This window comes from Bradyrhizobium sp. USDA 4532 (assembly GCF_024171315.1).
In the GTDB taxonomy this organism is placed as follows: domain Bacteria; phylum Pseudomonadota; class Alphaproteobacteria; order Rhizobiales; family Xanthobacteraceae; genus Bradyrhizobium; species Bradyrhizobium australafricanum.
The window spans coordinates 6,098,414-6,113,873 of sequence record NZ_JALJZN010000001.1; the positions used below are offsets into that span (position 1 = coordinate 6,098,414).

Genomic DNA, 15,460 nt, shown 5'->3' on the forward strand with positions numbered 1-15,460 from the left:
CAGCCAGCAAAATTCAATCGCTTGGCCGCCTGTCCCGTTCCATCGGAGATCGGGTGGGCTGGGTGCCGCGGAACGGCCGATGATGGCGATCCGTCATGACATCAGGGGAGCGCCCGTGGCAAAGGCCTATTACAGCACGGTGTTCGAGCAGCCGGCCGGCGAGGTCTGGAAAATCATCCGCGATTTCAACAATTACCCGGTCTGGGTCCAGGGCGCGGGGGCGAGCCAGATCGAGGACGGCAAATCCGGCGATACCGTCGGGGCCGTGCGCAATGTGCTGTACCGGGGGCGGCGGATCCGGCAGCGGCTGCTCGCGCAGTCCGACGTCGAGCGCTTCCAGACCTACGAATTCGTCGACACCCCGACCCTGCCGGTGACGGATTTCAGTGCGATCCTGCGGGTAACCCCGGTGATCGACGGCGACCGGGCCTTTATCGAATGGTGGGCCGTGTTCGATTGCGACCCGACCCGCCGCGTCGAGCTGACGCGGACGCTGACCGGCTGGTTCGAGACCTGGCTCGAATCGCTCCGGGACGAGATGGCCCTGAGGCCGGTTCCGGCGGAAATCTAAAAAGAAATCGGCGGCGCAGCCGGTTTCGGCCGATTCGGGGTCAATTTTTAGAGAAACCGTGCGATTTCGTGAGGTTCGGACCGCGCTCTTGTGTTGCATTCACAGACAGCTTTTGGCATAGGTCTGCCGTTGCCGGCGAGCGATCGCCGCCATTTCGGATGCGGGTGTAGCTCAGTGGTAGAGCACGACCTTGCCAAGGTCGGGGTCGAGGGTTCGAGCCCCTTCGCCCGCTCCAAAACTTCTCGCTGACCGAGCTGACAGTCTGATGAAGGCCCGCTATTGGCGCGGGCTTTTTGCTGTCCGGCCCGAGGTCGCGTCTCCACGGCGCGATTGCGAGGTCAAGATGCCGCGGCCCGCCGTGGCGGTTTCCGGCCTTTGTTAACCGGCAAACGTTGCATTCTCAAAACTGATAGAAATCTGTGGTTGTGTTGGCGCTGGAATGGTTGCCGCCGGTTTTGCCGGCGCGGCAAGCGCGTGAACGATGTCGATCTGTTGGAAGCCGGCTCCGGGTTAAGTCGCCGCTTGGCTCGCGCAAACGTCGCTGCGCTGGTCGTGCTGGTCGGCGTCTGGACATGTTCGGGCGCATCAGCGCAGCAATTGCCGAGCGACTCGGCGTATGCCCCGGCGCCCAGCTTCTCTCCCATGCCTGGCTTTGGGCCGGCGCCTGACTTCGAGCCGGCCGAACGGCCGCGAGCGCGGGTCTACATCACGACGCGGTCGCACCGGGGCGGCCAGCAAAACTTCTGCGTCAGGACCTGCGACGGCCGCTTCTTTCCGTTGCCGCGCGTCAGCGAGACGGCGGACGTCAAGGCATGCGAGGCGGCCTGTCCCGCCGCCGAGGTGAAGCTGTACTCCAGCTCCGATATCGACAGCGCCAGAACCGAAGCCGGCGAGACCTACAAGGCGCTCGCCAATGCATTCCGCTTCCAGCGCGAGATGGTGCCGCAATGCTCGTGCAGCGCCGGCGCGTCCACCGGCCTTTCGCCGATTGCGATCGAGGACGACATGACGCTTCGGACCGGCGACATCATCGCCGCCGATGACGGCTTCAAGATCGCGGCGATCACGAGCGGGCAGCGGCGCAGCGTGTTGTTCAGGCCGCTGTCGAAGGCCAAGGCGCAAGCGCTCGGTCTGGCGCGCCTGTCGTCGCGATAGAGGCGATCACGAGCGTTAGCTTCATTCGAATATCACGCTGCGGTGCAGAATGCCTTGTTATCAGGCAGGCTGCTCAGGAAAATTTCGTCTCAAATATCGTCTCAACTAGTTTTGACGCAGCGCACACCGGCGGACGCGCTTTTCAGCGTCGATGGATGTGCTACCATTTTGCCGTCTGACCTACCTCACAGACCGCCACCATCATCTCTCAGGGCGTTCAAAATCAATAACAGGCAAGCTGCAACGGCTTGCGTAGGGGAGTGACGCGATGAAATCCGCTTTCAATCGATCAATACTTGCGTTCGCGGCGATCGTGCTGCTGGCGGGGACGACCTTCGCCAGTGCGCAGCAACAGACAGACAAGAATCGTGCGCTGAAGAAGTACGAATCGGGCACCAAGGAATTCTGGACCCATCCGCCGGACGACTGGTTCCTCGGCGACGAGACCGAAGCGCAGAAGGGCCTTGCCCCGCCGTCCGGTCCGCCGACCGGCGCGTCGGATTCCGAGCTCGCGACGATGATGAAGAAGATCAAGCTGCCGCCGGGCTTCAAGATCGAGGTCTATGCCTCGAACGTGCTCGCCGCGCGGCAGATGGCCTGGGGTGACAAGGGCACGCTGTTCGTCGGCTCGTTCGGGCTCGGCAACGTCTATGCGATCAAGGACAACAACGGCAAGAAAGAGGTCAAGACCATCCTCAAGGGCCTCAACATGCCGACCGGCCTCGCCTTCCGCGACGGCGCGCTCTACGTCATCGCGGTCGACAAGCTGATCAAGTACGACAACGCCGAAGCCAATCTCGACAATCTCGGCAGCGGCAAGGTGGTGTATGACGACATGCCGTCCTACGCGGCGCATGGCTGGAAATACATCGCCGTCGACAAGGAAGGCTGGTTCTACATTCCGTTCGGACCGCCCTTCAACATCGGCATTCCGCCGACCTCGGTGTCGCAGATCCGCCGCGTCGATCCGAAGACCGGCAACGCGGAAATCTGGGCGCTCGGCGTGCGCAACTCGGTCGGCGGCGACGTCGATCCGCGCACCGGCAAGTACTGGTTCACCGAGAATGCCCGCGACTGGATCAGCGACGATCTGCCGAGCGACAAGCTCAACATGATCTCGAAGATCGGCGAGCACTTCGGCTATCCCTATTGCCACCAGGGCAACCTGCCGGACACCAAGTTCGCGATGGGTCACAAGTGCTCGGAGTTCACCCCGCCGGTGTACAATCTCGGTGCGCACGTCGCGCCGCTCGGCATGAAGTTCTATACCGGCAGCCAATTCCCGGCCGAGTACAAGAACAGCATCCTGATCGCCGAGCACGGCTCCTGGAACCGGCATAAGTACCAGGGCGGCCGCATCGTGAAGATCACCGCGAGCCCTGACGGCAAGAACGCCAAGCAGGAGATCTTCGCCGACGGCTGGATCGAGGGTGACCAGGGCTATCTCGGCCGTCCCGCCGACATCCTGCTCGACAAGGATGGCTCGATTCTCGTCGCCGACGACTGGGCCGGTGCGATCTATCGCATCAGCTACAGCAAGAAGTAACGGTTGAAACAATGCGGGGCTGCGGTGGCCGATCAGGCAGCCGCAGCCCCGTTTACGTGGTTCGGCAAGCCCAACGACGGAACAGACTCGTCATGCCCGGACTTGATCCGGGCATCCATCCAAACAACAACCCTTCTGCAAGCCAGATGGATTGCCGGGCCAGGCCCGGCAATGACCCGTGGAGAAAACTGGCAATGCGTGTTACGTCCTTTGCAATCCTGTTCGCGGCGGTGATCGCAGTTGCGTCGTCCGCCAATGCCGCCGATGTCGCCGCCGGCAAGGCGAAGGCCGAAATCTGCGCCGCTTGCCACGGCGACAACGGCATCTCGCAGACCGAGAACATTCCCTCGCTCGCCGGCCAGCTCGACCAGTACGTTCAATGGCAGCTGGTGTTCTTCCGCGCCGGCGCGCGCAAGAACGAGCAGATGCAGCCGATCGTCGAGCAGCTCAACAACGACGACATCCGCAATCTCGGCGCCTATTTCGCGTCGCTGACGCCGTTCAAGGGCGGCAAGGACGACAATCCGGACCTGTCCGAAAAGGGCAAGCAGGCCGCCGCCGGCCGCCGCTGCGCCTCATGCCATGGCGATACGTTTGCCGGTACCAAGGCGGTGGCCCGCATCGCCGGCCAGCGCGAGGAATATCTCGTCAAGGCGCTGCACGATTACAAGTCGGGCCAGCGCTCCGGCGGCGCCCAGGCCGCGATGGCCGATGTTGCCTATCCGCTGAGCGACGAAGAGATCACCGCGCTCGCGCATTATCTGGCGCATTTGTAGGTACGAAAAATGTGCGTAGCCTGGATGGAGCGCAGCGCGATCCGGAGCGCTCTATCTGCCGCGAGATGATTCCCGGATTTCGTTCCGCTCCATCCGGGCTACAAGATCACCCAGCCCGCTGCTTCTCATACGCCTTGAGATGCGTGTAGGCCGTGCGCAGCTTCGGCACCGGGATCTTGGCGGCGTCGGCGCGCACGATCAGGTCGCCGATCACGTGATCGGCCTCGACCGGCAGCCCCGCCTTGATGTCGCGGAACATCGATGCGGTCATCGGCGAGCCCTCGGTGGTCAGGAGCCCGCGGGTGCGCTGGAAGAACGGTCCGCCCGGGCCATGGCCGGCGTCGGCGGCGATCGCGCTGCATTCGTCGAGGATGCCGAGCAGGAAATCCTTGCCGCCGGGCGCGGCCAGGATGTTGCCGACCGAGGTCCGCATCAGGCTGGTGGAGGCGGCGAGCGAGGCCAGGAACACCCACTTCTCCCACATGTCCTGCATCACATGCTCGCTGGCGTTGGCGCCGTTGATCGCCGAGAAAGTTTCAGCGATCGCGCGCACCCGGTCAGACAGGCCGCCGGCGCGCTCGCCGAAGCCGAGCGACTGCATCGGCTGCAGCTGCACCACCTCGCGCTTCTCGTTCAGCGTCGCCGCGATCGCGCACAGGCCGCCGAGCACATGCTGAGCTCCGAACGTCTTGTCGAGCGTATCGAGATGCAGCATGCCGTTGAGCAGCGGGATGATCGCGGTCTTGTTGCCGACGGCGGGCGCAAAGGACTTGATCGCATCCTCGAGATCGAACGCCTTGCAGCTCAACAGCACGACGTCGAACTTGTCCGACAGCTTGTCGGCCTGCACGGTCGGCGGGTTGTTCAGCGTGACATCGCCGTTCGGGCTCTTGATCACGAGCCCGGCGGAGGCGAGCTCGGAAGCGCGGCGAGGGCGCACCAGGAAAGTGACGTCGCGGCCGGCCTGAAGCATCCGGCCACCGAAATAACCGCCGATCGCACCGGCGCCGACCACGAGAACGCGCATGGGAATTTGTCCTTCTTTGTTGTTGCCCGAGGAGGCGAGCGAATAGGGAGTAGCGAATAGATAAGGATACTGTTCGACTATTCGCTACTCGCTATTGGCCATTCGCTCATCTCACTTTCCCGATACCATTTCCTCGACTTCGCGCAGCTGCTCCTTGCCGAAGAAGATCTCGTTGCCGACGAAAAAGGTCGGCGAGCCGAACGCGCCGCGCTCGACGGCGGATGAGGTATATTCGATCAGCTTGGCCTTCACATCCGCGTCCTGTGCGCGGGCGAACAGTTTCGCGGCGTCAAGGCCGGAGGAGGCGATGGCTTTACCGGCGACCTCAGGATCGTCCATCTTCTTGGGCTCGACCCACATGTGGTGGAAGGCGGCCTCGATATACTTCTCGAACACGCCCTCAAACTGGGCGGCGACCGCCGCGCGCATCAGGTTCAGCGTATTGACCGGGAAAAACGGGTTCCAGGTGTAGGGCTTGACGTTGAAGCGCTTGAGAAAGCGTTCGGTCTCGATCTTCTGAAACTCCGGCTTGTTCCTGACGCCCGCCAGCGTCTCGGCCGGCGACTTGTTGTTGGTGGCCTTGAAGATGCCGCCGAGCAGGATCGGGACATATTCGAACTTGACGCCGGTGCGCTTTTCGATTGCCGGGATTGCTTCATGGCTGAGGAAAGCGTTGGGGCTGCCGAAATCGAACAGGAATTGCGGATTTTGGCTCACGGCGGTCTCTCCCTCGGCCTGTCTAGTTTGGGCTTATTTAGCATGGACCTGCTGTCGCAGGCGCCATCTGTAGAATATGATAGTCATCATGTGAGCCGCGGCGCGATGTCAAATCAGCCGCTTGATGGTCTGCTTGCGCCATACCAGGGCGTAATAGGCCATCTGCAGCACGAACATGGTTGCGAAGGTGACGGGATAGGCGATCCAGATGCCGCTGACTCCGATGGAGCGGCTGAGCAGGATCGCGACCGGCACCTCGACCACCGCGATCGCCAGCGTCGAGAGCAACAGCGGCATCCACACCGTGCCGCCGGCGCGCATCGCGCCCGAGAACACCGTCGCCATGCCGAACAGCACCATGCTCCACAGCACGATGTACAACAGCTGCTGCGCCAGCCTGAGCACGGCATTGTCGACGATGAAGAAGCCCATCAGCGGCCGCGCGAAGAGATAGCCGAGCACGACCAGCCCGCCGGTCAGCGCGAGATTCATCTCGATCCCGGTCCGGACGATGGCGCCGACCCGGGCGGAATCGCCGCGGCCGATCGCCTGCGCGCCGAAGATCGACACCGATATCGCGATCGAGATCGCCGGAAACTGCACATAGCCGATCACCTGGTTAACCGCGCCATAGGCCGCGGTGGCGTCCGAGCCGAAGCCGTTGACGAGGCCGAGCAGCACCAGTTCGGCGAGCGAGACCACCACCATGCCGATCGCGGTCGGAATGCCGAGCCGCAGCACGATGCGCAGCAGCGCGCCGTTCGGCCGCATCGCGCGCAGAAACGCGGCGTCGAAGGCCAGCGCATGGCGGTGCCGCAGCATATGGACATGCAGCCACAGCAGCGTGACCACGCCCGAGACCGCGGAGGCAACCGCAGCGCTGGCGACGCCGAGCATCGGCAGGCCGAGCCAGCCGCGGATCAGCGCCGGTGTCACCACCAGGCCGATGGCGGTCGAGACCGTCAGCGCAATCAGCGGCGTCACGGTGTCGCCGACGCCGCGCATCATCGCCGTCAGCAGCAGGAATGCGAAGGTGATGGGCATCGTGATCATCATGATCCGCGCATAAGCCGCCGCGGCGTCGAGGACGTCGGATGGCGTCGCGAGCGCGATCAAGAGCGGGCGCGCGAACAGGCCGCCTGATATCGCGATCGCCAGCGCGAGCAGCAGCGTCACGGTCATGGTGGTGCCGGCGACCGCTTTCACCCGGTCGGGCTCGCCGGCGCCCCAGGCCTGGCCGATCATGACCGAGGCGCCGGCGCTCAGGCCGATCACGAAGGAAATGAAGAAGAACATCACCGGAAAGAACACCGAGACGGCGGCGAGCGCGTCGACGCCGATCATCTGGCCGAGATAGACGCCGTTGACGGTGCCGAACAGCGACTGCAGCACGTTGCTGAGCAGCATCGGCGCGAGGAAGGCGAGGAAGGCTTTGCGCAGGGAGGGAGGGTTGGACACGTTCAACTTCCAAAAATTGCGACGTCAGGGACGGCGGCGGACCAGGGGCTGCGGTTCAGTTCGATCAGAACCGAATCGCCGGCAGGCCGGGCCGCCATCCATGTCACTCGAAACCAGTCAGTCCGCTTGATCGCCATAGGCGAGCCGGATCGCGTGATCGCGGATGTCGGCCGGCCAGTCCGCGATCAGCGTCGCAAAGCGGCGCCGGTCGTGGGCGAACAGCGCGCGGATCGCATCTTCATAGTTCGGCCGGTTGCCGGCCATGACAGTCATGAAGCGATAGGCGGCGTCCTGCGCGCTGCGCGTGCGATCCTTGTCGCCGCTCGCGCGGCGCGCCTCGTCGACCAGCTTGCGGATCGCAACCGATGCACCGCCCTTCTGCTGCGCGAGCCAGTCCCAATGCCGTGGCAACAGCGTGATCTCGCGCGCGACGACGCCAAGCTTCGGACGTCCCGGGCCGCGCGGCGCGGTCGGCGTCGGCTCCTCGTCGCGCGCAGGTGCGGGCTGCGGCAGCCGCGCCAGCACATCGTCGACCGAGCCGCGGAAATCGATATCGACCAGCGCCGAGGTGCGGCCGTTGAACACCAGGATCGCGGCGTCCTTGCGTTGGTCGAGGTGTTGCTTGGCGGCGCGCGCAACCTCCGGGAGGTCGCCGGCCCCGATGCGGTGCTCGCCTTCGAACGCGACATAGGCAGGATTCATGGTAGACCTCTCAGATTGCGCGACATACTGCCCGGATAATTCTTGGCAATCGCAGCGCGTGGATCTCGACTTTCTGGTTTCCCGCTGGCACCAAACGTCGCCCGATTGCGCTGATCTTTCAGAGGATGCCCATGCTGACGGTTCATCACCTCAACAATTCCCGCTCGCAGCGCGTACTGTGGCTGCTCGAGGAATTGGGTGTGCCCTACGAGATCGTGCGCTACCAGCGGCAGCCCGACATGCGGGCGCCGAAGGAGCTGCGCGCGATCCATCCGCTCGGCAAGTCGCCCGTCGTCACCAACAACGGCCACACGATCGCGGAATCCGGCGCGATCCTCGAATACATCATCGCGACCTACGGCAACGGGCGCCTCATCCCGCCGGCCGATACGCCGGAGCGGCTGCGCTACACCTATTGGCTGCACTACGCCGAGGGTTCGGCGATGACGCCGCTGCTGCTGAAGCTCCTGTTCACGCTGATGCCGAAGCGCGCGCCGGCGCTGCTGCGGCCCTTGGTGCGCAAGGTATCCAACACGGCGCTGTCCACGCTGGTCAATCCGCAGCTCAAGCAGCACATGGCCTATTGGGAAGGCGAGCTCGGCAAGAGCGAATGGTTCGCCGGCAGCGAGTTTTCCGGCGCCGACATCCAGATGAGCTTTCCGCTCGAGGCCGCCGCGGCGCGCGGCGGGCTCGAGGACGGCCATCCCAAGTGTGTCGCGTTCCTGGAGCGCATTCACGCCCGCCCGGCCTATGCGCGGGCGCTGGAGAAGGGCGGGCCGTACCAGGTCGGCCGGTAAATTCGCGCTCATCGCGGCAGCTCGACCAGCGGCAGCAGCCGCGAATCGGCCAGCGCCGCGGTGCGATGTCCGATGCCGGCGAGGTAGGCCTCCGCCACCGCGAAGGCGAGGAACGCGCCACGGCTCTTCTGCCGGATCAGCATCGCGCGGTCCCAGCGCTCGCCCTCGGGCCCGATCAGGAACGGGCCGCCTTCACCCATGAACAGGATGTCGCCGCCGCTCTTCCGCAGATGCGGGAGCGTGTGCGCGACATAGCGGTCGTAGGCCGCAGCTCCCGCGATCGGCTGCGGCGGGGCGAGCTCCGGGCTTTGCGAATAGTCGGCGATCACGCGGAAGCGCAACAAATTGAGCATCACCAGCTCGCCCGCGATCTCGCGCTGGGCAAAGTCGCGCCCGGCGTTCCAGGTCGGCTCGAGATAGCAGGCGGCGGTGTCCATGTCGGTGTCCCATCGAAGGTTGATGGCACTTTTTACCCGGGCATAATTGCTTTGTCAATAATACCCGGATATAAATAGCCCGGCAGAACGACAGGAGTCACCATGAAGACCGAGGACCGCAAGCAAGCCATCGCCGACTACAAGAAGCGCGCGAGCGTCGCCGGCGTGTTCGCGATCCGTTGCCGCGCGACCGGCGAGGTTTGGGTCGGGCAGGCGCTCGACCTCGACAAGATCGAGAACCGCATCTGGTTCACGCTGCGGATGGGCAGTCATCGCAACGCCGAGCTGCAGCGCGCCTGGTCGGGGCATGGCGCGGACAATCTCTCGCTCGAAACGCTGGAGCGGATCGAGGACGAGGAGCTCGCCTATGTGCGCGACACGCTGCTGAAGGAGCGCGTGCAGCATTGGCGCGCGGAGCTGAATGCGTTCGCGGTGTAGCCTAGTGTGACGGCAGCGGCTGCACGGTGACGCCGGGCGGCGGCACGTCGTCGTCGGGCACGAAGAAGTCCGACATCAGCGGCACCGAGGGATCGACGCGGTAGCGCTCGAAGTCGCGGACGCCATTGGCATAGAGCACCTTGTCGTCGATGCAGAAATGCCCGGTGAATTCGCGCGACGGCCGGGTGATGATCGCGTAGGCCGCATCGCCCATGATCTCGGGGGTGCGGCTCGCGCGCATCATGGCGTCGCCGCCGAGCAGATTGCCGACCGCGGCGGTCGCGATCGTGGTGCGCGGCCACAGCGCGTTGACGGCAATGCCGGCCGATTTCAATTCGCCCGCGAGCCCGAGCACGCACATGCTCATGCCGAACTTCGCCATCGTGTAGGCGGTCGAGTGCTCGAACCATTTCGTCTTCATGTCGAGCGGCGGCGACAGCATCAGGATGTGCGGATTCTCCGCCTTCTTCAGGTGCGGGATGCAGTATTTCGACACCATGAAGGTGCCGCGGGTGTTAATCCCCATCATCAGGTCGAACCGCTTCATGTCGGTCGCCTGCGAATTGGTCAGGCTGATGGCGCTGGCATTGTTGACGCAGACGTCGATGCCGCCGAACTCGGCGACGGTCTGCTCGATCGCCGCCATCACCTGCGCCTCGTCCCTGATGTCGCAGAGCACCGGCAGCGCCTTGCCGCCGGCGGCGCGGACCTCGTCGGCGGCGGTGTAGATCGTGCCCTTCAGCTTCGGGTGCGGCTCAGCGGTCTTCGCCGCGATCGCGACATTGGCGCCGTCACGCGCGGCGCGCAGCGCGATCGCCAGCCCGATGCCGCGGCTCGCGCCCGAGATGAACAGCGTCTTGCCCTTGAGCGATGTCATGAGAACCTCCTGTGAGGGACGCACGAGACGATGGCTCCCTCTCCCCTTGGGGGAGCCCGAGGCGAGCGAAGCTCGCTCTCAAGGTTGGGGTGAGGGGTATCTCTCCACACGGCATGCTGCATGGAGAGACCGCAACCCCTCACCCGGATCGCATCTGCCGATGCAATCCGACCTCTCCCACAAGGGGAGAGGCGAAGCGAAGCAAGCGGCAACGTCATCACGCTAACCTCAATAGGCTACCCATCCGCATGCAGCACGCGGCCGCGGGTTTCCGGCAGCGCGTAGGCGGCAATGAAGAACACGCCGTAGGCCGCCACCGCGAAGATCGCGATCGCGTTGGCGAGCGTGGTCGTGGTCGACAGCGCGCCGACCAGGAACGGGAACAGCGCGCCGATGCCGCGGCCGAAATTGTAGCAGAAGCCCTGGCCGGAGCCACGCAGCCGGGTCGGATACAGTTCGGTCAGGAACGCGCCCATGCCGGAGAAATAGCCCGAGGCAAAGAAGCCGAGCGGGAAGCCCAGCACCCACAGCACCTCGTTGGACAGCGGCAGCTGGGTGTAGAGCAGCACCACTGCGATCGCGCCGATCGAGAAGATCAGGAACAGGTTGCGCCGGCCAATCCGGTCGGCGAGCCAGGCGCCGACGAGATACCCGATGAAGGAGCCGATGATCAGCGTCGCGAGATAGCCGGTCGAGCCGACCACCGAAAGCTTGCGCTCGGTGGTGAGGAAGCGCGGTACCCAGAAGGTGATGGCGTAATAGCCGCCCTGCATGCCGGTGCCGACCAGGGAGGCCAGCAGCGTGGTCTTCAGGATCGGTCCGTGGAAGATCTCCCACAACGCGGCGGGGCCGCTGCCGGAGGCCTGCGCCTGCGCCATGGTCGCGGCGGAGATTTCCGGCTCGGTGACGTAGCGGCGCAGGTAGAACACGAGCAGCGCCGGCAGCGCGCCGATCACGAACATCCAGCGCCAGGCGTTCTCCGCCGGCAGCACCGAGAACAGGATCGCCTGCGCCAGCACCGCAAGGCCCCAGCCGACCGCCCAGCCCGACTGCACCGATCCGACCGCGCGTCCGCGATATTGCGGCCGGATCGCCTCGCCGATCAGCACCGCGCCGGCCGCCCATTCGCCGCCGAAACCGAGGCCGAGCAGCGCGCGGGCGATCAGGAGCTGATCGAAATTCTGCACCAATGCGCAGACCAGCGAAAAGAACGAGAACCAGACGATGGTGAGCTGTAGCGTCTTCACCCGCCCGATGCGGTCGGACAGATAGCCGCCGAGCCAGCCGCCGACGGCGGAGGCCAGCAATGTCACGGTGCCCGCGAGGCCGGCGGTGCCGGGGTCAACCTTCCACAGCGTGATGATGGTGCCGATCACCAGCGGATAGATCATGAAATCCATGCCGTCGAGCGTCCAGCCCGACGCGCAGGCCCAGAACGTGCGCCGCTCCTGCAGGTTCATGTCGCGATAGAAGGCGAGGAGGCTGGTGTCCTCGATCTCTGCGACTTCCATTGACTTGGATTCGGCCGTGCTCATGCGCGTTCCCCGGAGAAATCTTTCACCGGCTGTTTGCGATCCGCGGCCGGAGGTGCGCGGACCGCCAATCTATCGCGATGTTGCAGGCGGGGCAAAGCCGCGTTTGCACGCCTTAGGTGCGGATCATCCTTTAGTACCCCGCGGCCTCCGAGCCGCGCGTGCGCGGATCCGGCGCGCCGAGCAGACCGTTGGTCGTGACGAGGATCGAGTTCGCGGAGGAGTAGCCGAGCGGCTCGACCAGCTTGTGGCCCTTGGCCTTCAGCTCGGTCAGCACCCCGTCGGGAAAGCCGCGCTCGATCCGGACCTCGTCGGGCAGCCATTGATGGTGCATGCGGGGCGCGGCGACCGCGGCCGCGATGTCCATCTTGTAGTCGATCACGTCGACGATGATCTGCGTCACGGCGGAGATGATGCGGCTGCCGCCGGGCGAGCCCGTCACCAGCACCGGCTTGCCGTCCTTCAGCACGATGGTCGGCGACATCGACGACAGCGGACGCTTGCCGGGTCCCGGCAGATTGGCCTCGAAGCCGACCAGGCCGAAGGCGTTGGAGGCGCCGGGCGCTGCGGTGAAATCGTCGAGCTCGTTGTTGAGCAGCACGCCGGTGCCGTCGGCGACGAGGCCGACGCCGTACGGGAAGTTCAGCGTATAGGTGTTGCTGACGGCGTTGCCGCCGGCATCGACGACAGAGTAATGCGTGGTGTTGTCGCCTTCGTGCGGCTGCTTGGCGTTGCGCACATCGGTCCAGGGCGTGGCGCGGGCAAGATCGATGGTGGCGCGCTGTTTGGCGGCATAGTCCTTGTCGATCAGCAATTGCGTCGGCGCGTCAACGAAGGCGGGATCGCCGAGATAGCGCGCGCGATCGGCATAGGCCCGCTTCATCGCCTCGATCATCACATGCAGCGAGGCGGCCGAGCCCTGCTTCATGTCGGACATCGGAAAGCCTTCGAGGATGTTGAGTATCTCCAGCAGCACGACGCCGCCGGAGGAGGGCTGCGGCATCGAGACGATGTCGTAGCCGCGATAGCTGCCGCGGATCGGCGTGCGGATCACCGGTTGATAGGATTTCAGATCCTCGAGGGTGAAGATGCCGCCGGCGTTCTTGATGCCGCCGACGAGCTTCTCGGCGACGGCGCCTTGATAGAAGCCGCGCGGGCCTTGTTCGGCTATCGCGGTCAGTACGCCAGCGAGATCGCCCTGGATCAGGCGGTCGCCCTCGCGCAGCGGCGTGCCGTCGGCGTGCGAGAATGTTTTGGCCGAATTCGGCCAGCGCGACATGCGGCGATACATGTCGTTCAGCGTGTCCGATGTGTCGTCGGTGACGATGAAGCCGTCGCCCGCGAGATCGATTGCGGGCTTGAGGATCTGCGCCAGCGTGAACTTGCCGGAGCCGTATTTCTCCAGCGCCAGCGAAAGGCCCGCGACCGTGCCGGGCACGCCGATCGCGAGCGCGGAGTTGCGCGACTTGTCGGGATCGGGCTTGCCGGCGGCGTTCAGGAACATGTCGCGGGTAGCGGCCTGCGGCGCAGTCTCGCGATAGTCGATCGCGACATCCTCATTGCGCCCGGCGAGATGGATCACCATGAAACCGCCGCCGCCGATATTGCCGGCGCGCGGATAGGTCACCGCCATCGCGAAGCCGGTGGCGACCGCGGCGTCGACCGCGTTGCCGCCCTGTCGCAGGATGTCGGCGCCAACTTGCGCAGCCAGCTTCTCCTGCGCCACCACCATGCCGTTTTCGGCGTGAATGCTGCGAATCGTGTCCGCGGCTGAAGGTTCATAGAAGCGGCGCTGGACCTGGCCGAGGGCAGGCGTCGCGATACCAATCACCAGGAGAGCGGCAAACAGCCGTCGCGACATCGTTGCCGTCAGCGCCATCGAAATGTCCTGCCCTGTTCATCGCCGTATCAGTCAAACCGGCCCATGCTATATGGGAGCGGATTGGAGCGGCAAAAGCCTGCCTGTGGTTCGAGTTGGGGAATATCTTTCGCGATGACGGCAACAATGCAGACGGGCGCCGGTGACGCGAAGGCCACCACCAAGGTTTATCCTGGCCGCGCTGCCGTCATCAGCTGGATCTTCTTCGACTGGGCTGCGCAGCCATATTTCACGCTGATCACGACCTTCGTGTTCGCGCCCTATTTCGCGAGCTTCGTCGCGCCTGATGCCGCGAGCGGGCAGGCGCTCTGGGGCTTTGCCACCGCAGCCGCGGGACTTGCGATCGCGCTGCTGTCCCCGGTGCTGGGGGCAATCGCCGATGCCAGCGGCCGGCGCAAGCCGTGGATCGCGGGCTTCGGTGCGCTGCTCGTGATTGGCGCCAGCGCGATGTGGATCGGCAAGCCCGGCAATCCCGACATCATCCCGGCGCTGCTGCTCGCCTATGCGATTGCGAGCGTCGGCGTGGAGTTCGCGACCGTGTTCAACAATGCGATGATGCCAACCCTGGTGCCGCCCGACAGGATCGGGCGACTGTCGGGCACCGGCTGGGCCACCGGCTATGTCGGGGGCATCCTGAGTCTTGTTCTCGTGCTCGGCTTTCTTGCCGCCAATGCCGAGACCGGCCGCACGCTGTTCGGCTTCACGCCGCTGTTCGGTCTCGATCCCGCCATGCATGAAGGCGACCGCATCACCGGTCCGCTGACCGGGTTGTGGTTCATCATCTTCGTGACGCCGATGTTCCTGTTCACGCCGGACTATCCGACGAAGCGCCCGATGCGCGCGGCGCTCGGCGAAGGCCTGCGCGAGCTCAGGCAATCGTTGTCGAGCCTGCCGAAGCAGAAGTCACTGGCGCGCTTCCTGCTGGCGAACATGATCTACACCGACGGGCTGGTCTCGCTGTTTGCGTTCGGCGGCATCTATGCCGCAGGCACGTTCGGCTGGGACACGATCCGGATCGGTACCTTCGGCATCATCCTCGCGGTGGCCGGCACGTTCGGCGGCTGGATCGGTGGCAAGCTCGATGATGCATTCGGACCGAAGCGCGTGATCACGGCCAGCCTGCTGATCCTGCTGTTTGCGATCGTCGTGATCCTCACCGTGAACAAGGATTCCATCCTGTTCATCCAGGTCGTGCCGCCGGTGCCTGGCGGTCCGTTGTTCGCGGGCGCCGCCGAGCGCGCCTACATCGTGCTGGGCTGCCTGATCGGCGCCACCGGTGCGCCGCTGCAGGCCGCCTCGCGCTCGCTCCTGATCCGCCTCGCGCCGAAGGATCGCATCGCGCAGTATTTTGGTTTGTTCGCGCTTACCGGCAAGGTGACGTCGTTCATCGGCCCGCTCCTGATCGGCGCGATCACCGCGGCGACCGCGAGCCAGAAGGCCGGCATGGCGGTGCTGGTGGCGTTCTTCGTCGCGGGACTGGCGCTATTGGCGAAGGTGCGGGAATAATAAACACTGTCGTCCCGGCCAAGCGAAGCGCGAGCCGGGACC

At 64.8% G+C, this 15,460-nt stretch carries 15 protein-coding genes and 1 tRNA gene; 8 read left to right on the top strand and 8 right to left on the bottom strand.

The genetic code is table 11. The annotated features are described in order from the left end of the window. The first annotated feature begins 79 nt into the window (after positions 1–79). The 5 genes from J2R76_RS28115 (at position 80) to J2R76_RS28135 (ending at position 4,048) form a co-directional block, all read left to right on the top strand. On the top strand, positions 80–571 hold the full coding sequence (locus J2R76_RS28115; RefSeq protein ID WP_253625233.1) for an SRPBCC family protein: 492 nt from the start codon (positions 80–82) through the stop codon (positions 569–571). 160 nt (positions 572–731) lie between these two features. Then, positions 732–806: transfer RNA gene (locus tag J2R76_RS28120), tRNA-Gly, on the top strand. A 287-nt stretch (positions 807–1,093) separates the two neighbouring features. Beyond that, positions 1,094–1,726, top strand: a complete 633-nt coding sequence (locus tag J2R76_RS28125) for a DUF2865 domain-containing protein (RefSeq protein WP_253625234.1) — start codon at positions 1,094–1,096, stop codon at positions 1,724–1,726. 268 nt (positions 1,727–1,994) lie between these two features. Continuing rightward, positions 1,995–3,272, top strand: a complete 1,278-nt coding sequence (locus J2R76_RS28130; RefSeq protein WP_076833625.1) for a sorbosone dehydrogenase family protein — start codon at positions 1,995–1,997, stop codon at positions 3,270–3,272. Positions 3,273–3,466: 194 nt separating this feature from the next. Beyond that, on the top strand, positions 3,467–4,048 hold the full coding sequence (locus tag J2R76_RS28135) for a cytochrome c (protein WP_253625235.1): 582 nt from the start codon (positions 3,467–3,469) through the stop codon (positions 4,046–4,048). Positions 4,049–4,154: 106 nt separating this feature from the next. On the opposite strand, the gene panE is transcribed toward J2R76_RS28135, so the two are convergent. The 4 genes from panE to J2R76_RS28155 all read right to left on the bottom strand — a co-directional run bounded on the left by panE (position 4,155) and on the right by J2R76_RS28155 (position 7,952). Then, entirely contained in the window at positions 4,155–5,075 is a 921-nt protein-coding gene (gene panE, locus J2R76_RS28140; RefSeq protein ID WP_057021343.1) for a 2-dehydropantoate 2-reductase, read from the bottom strand. Positions 5,076–5,186: 111 nt separating this feature from the next. After that, on the bottom strand, positions 5,187–5,792 hold the full coding sequence (locus tag J2R76_RS28145) for a 2-hydroxychromene-2-carboxylate isomerase (protein WP_057021342.1): 606 nt from the start codon (positions 5,790–5,792) through the stop codon (positions 5,187–5,189). 108 nt (positions 5,793–5,900) lie between these two features. After that, complete coding sequence (locus J2R76_RS28150) at positions 5,901–7,250, bottom strand: MATE family efflux transporter (RefSeq protein WP_375166539.1); 1,350 nt, start codon at positions 7,248–7,250, stop codon at positions 5,901–5,903. A gap of 117 nt (positions 7,251–7,367) precedes the next feature. Next, the gene (locus J2R76_RS28155; protein ID WP_253625236.1) at positions 7,368–7,952 is read right to left on the bottom strand and encodes a DUF2239 family protein; all 585 of its coding nucleotides are present in this window, start codon (positions 7,950–7,952) and stop codon (positions 7,368–7,370) included. Between the two features lie 131 nt (positions 7,953–8,083). On the opposite strand from J2R76_RS28155, the gene J2R76_RS28160 reads away from it, so the two are divergent. Further along, positions 8,084–8,749 (top strand): glutathione S-transferase family protein, encoded by a 666-nt coding sequence (locus tag J2R76_RS28160; RefSeq protein ID WP_253625237.1) that lies wholly within the window; start codon positions 8,084–8,086, stop codon positions 8,747–8,749. Positions 8,750–8,757: 8 nt separating this feature from the next. Here the strand turns inward: J2R76_RS28160 and J2R76_RS28165 are convergent, their stop codons facing one another. Then, the gene (locus J2R76_RS28165) at positions 8,758–9,186 is read right to left on the bottom strand and encodes a DUF1330 domain-containing protein (protein ID WP_253625238.1); all 429 of its coding nucleotides are present in this window, start codon (positions 9,184–9,186) and stop codon (positions 8,758–8,760) included. Between the two features lie 102 nt (positions 9,187–9,288). Here J2R76_RS28165 and J2R76_RS28170 point away from each other — a divergent pair, with 102 nt between their 5' ends. Further along, on the top strand, positions 9,289–9,624 hold the full coding sequence (locus J2R76_RS28170; protein ID WP_057021339.1) for a GIY-YIG nuclease family protein: 336 nt from the start codon (positions 9,289–9,291) through the stop codon (positions 9,622–9,624). A gap of 1 nt (position 9,625) precedes the next feature. On the opposite strand, the gene J2R76_RS28175 is transcribed toward J2R76_RS28170, so the two are convergent. From J2R76_RS28175 to ggt, 3 genes are all read right to left on the bottom strand, one after another. Further along, entirely contained in the window at positions 9,626–10,501 is an 876-nt protein-coding gene (locus J2R76_RS28175; protein WP_076833615.1) for an NAD(P)-dependent oxidoreductase, read from the bottom strand. A gap of 236 nt (positions 10,502–10,737) precedes the next feature. Next, positions 10,738–12,036 carry an MFS transporter gene (locus tag J2R76_RS28180; RefSeq protein ID WP_076833613.1) on the bottom strand — a complete coding sequence of 433 codons (1,299 nt, stop codon included), beginning with the start codon at positions 12,034–12,036 and terminating at the stop codon, positions 10,738–10,740. Positions 12,037–12,166: 130 nt separating this feature from the next. Continuing rightward, positions 12,167–13,912, bottom strand: coding sequence for a gamma-glutamyltransferase (gene ggt, locus J2R76_RS28185; protein ID WP_253625239.1), 1,746 nt, complete (start codon positions 13,910–13,912; stop codon positions 12,167–12,169). A 126-nt stretch (positions 13,913–14,038) separates the two neighbouring features. On the opposite strand from ggt, the gene J2R76_RS28190 reads away from it, so the two are divergent. After that, positions 14,039–15,418, top strand: coding sequence for an MFS transporter (locus tag J2R76_RS28190; protein ID WP_253625240.1), 1,380 nt, complete (start codon positions 14,039–14,041; stop codon positions 15,416–15,418). The last annotated feature ends 42 nt before the right edge of the window (positions 15,419–15,460 follow it).

Bases quoted from the DNA above. Each gene is read 5' to 3' on its own strand.
- panE (WP_057021343.1), bottom strand. From the start codon at position 5,075: ATGCGCGTTCTCGTGGTCGGCGCCGGTGCGATCGGCGGTTATTTCGGT.
- J2R76_RS28170 (WP_057021339.1), top strand. From the start codon at position 9,289: ATGAAGACCGAGGACCGCAAGCAAGCCATCGCCGACTACAAGAAGCGC.
- J2R76_RS28165 (WP_253625238.1), bottom strand. From the start codon at position 9,186: ATGGACACCGCCGCCTGCTATCTCGAGCCGACCTGGAACGCCGGGCGC.
- ggt (WP_253625239.1), bottom strand. From the start codon at position 13,912: ATGGCGCTGACGGCAACGATGTCGCGACGGCTGTTTGCCGCTCTCCTG.
- J2R76_RS28160 (WP_253625237.1), top strand. From the start codon at position 8,084: ATGCTGACGGTTCATCACCTCAACAATTCCCGCTCGCAGCGCGTACTG.
- J2R76_RS28155 (WP_253625236.1), bottom strand. From the start codon at position 7,952: ATGAATCCTGCCTATGTCGCGTTCGAAGGCGAGCACCGCATCGGGGCC.
- J2R76_RS28175 (WP_076833615.1), bottom strand. From the start codon at position 10,501: ATGACATCGCTCAAGGGCAAGACGCTGTTCATCTCGGGCGCGAGCCGC.
- J2R76_RS28135 (WP_253625235.1), top strand. From the start codon at position 3,467: ATGCGTGTTACGTCCTTTGCAATCCTGTTCGCGGCGGTGATCGCAGTT.
- J2R76_RS28180 (WP_076833613.1), bottom strand. From the start codon at position 12,036: ATGAGCACGGCCGAATCCAAGTCAATGGAAGTCGCAGAGATCGAGGAC.
- J2R76_RS28190 (WP_253625240.1), top strand. From the start codon at position 14,039: ATGCAGACGGGCGCCGGTGACGCGAAGGCCACCACCAAGGTTTATCCT.
- J2R76_RS28130 (WP_076833625.1), top strand. From the start codon at position 1,995: ATGAAATCCGCTTTCAATCGATCAATACTTGCGTTCGCGGCGATCGTG.
- J2R76_RS28115 (WP_253625233.1), top strand. From the start codon at position 80: ATGATGGCGATCCGTCATGACATCAGGGGAGCGCCCGTGGCAAAGGCC.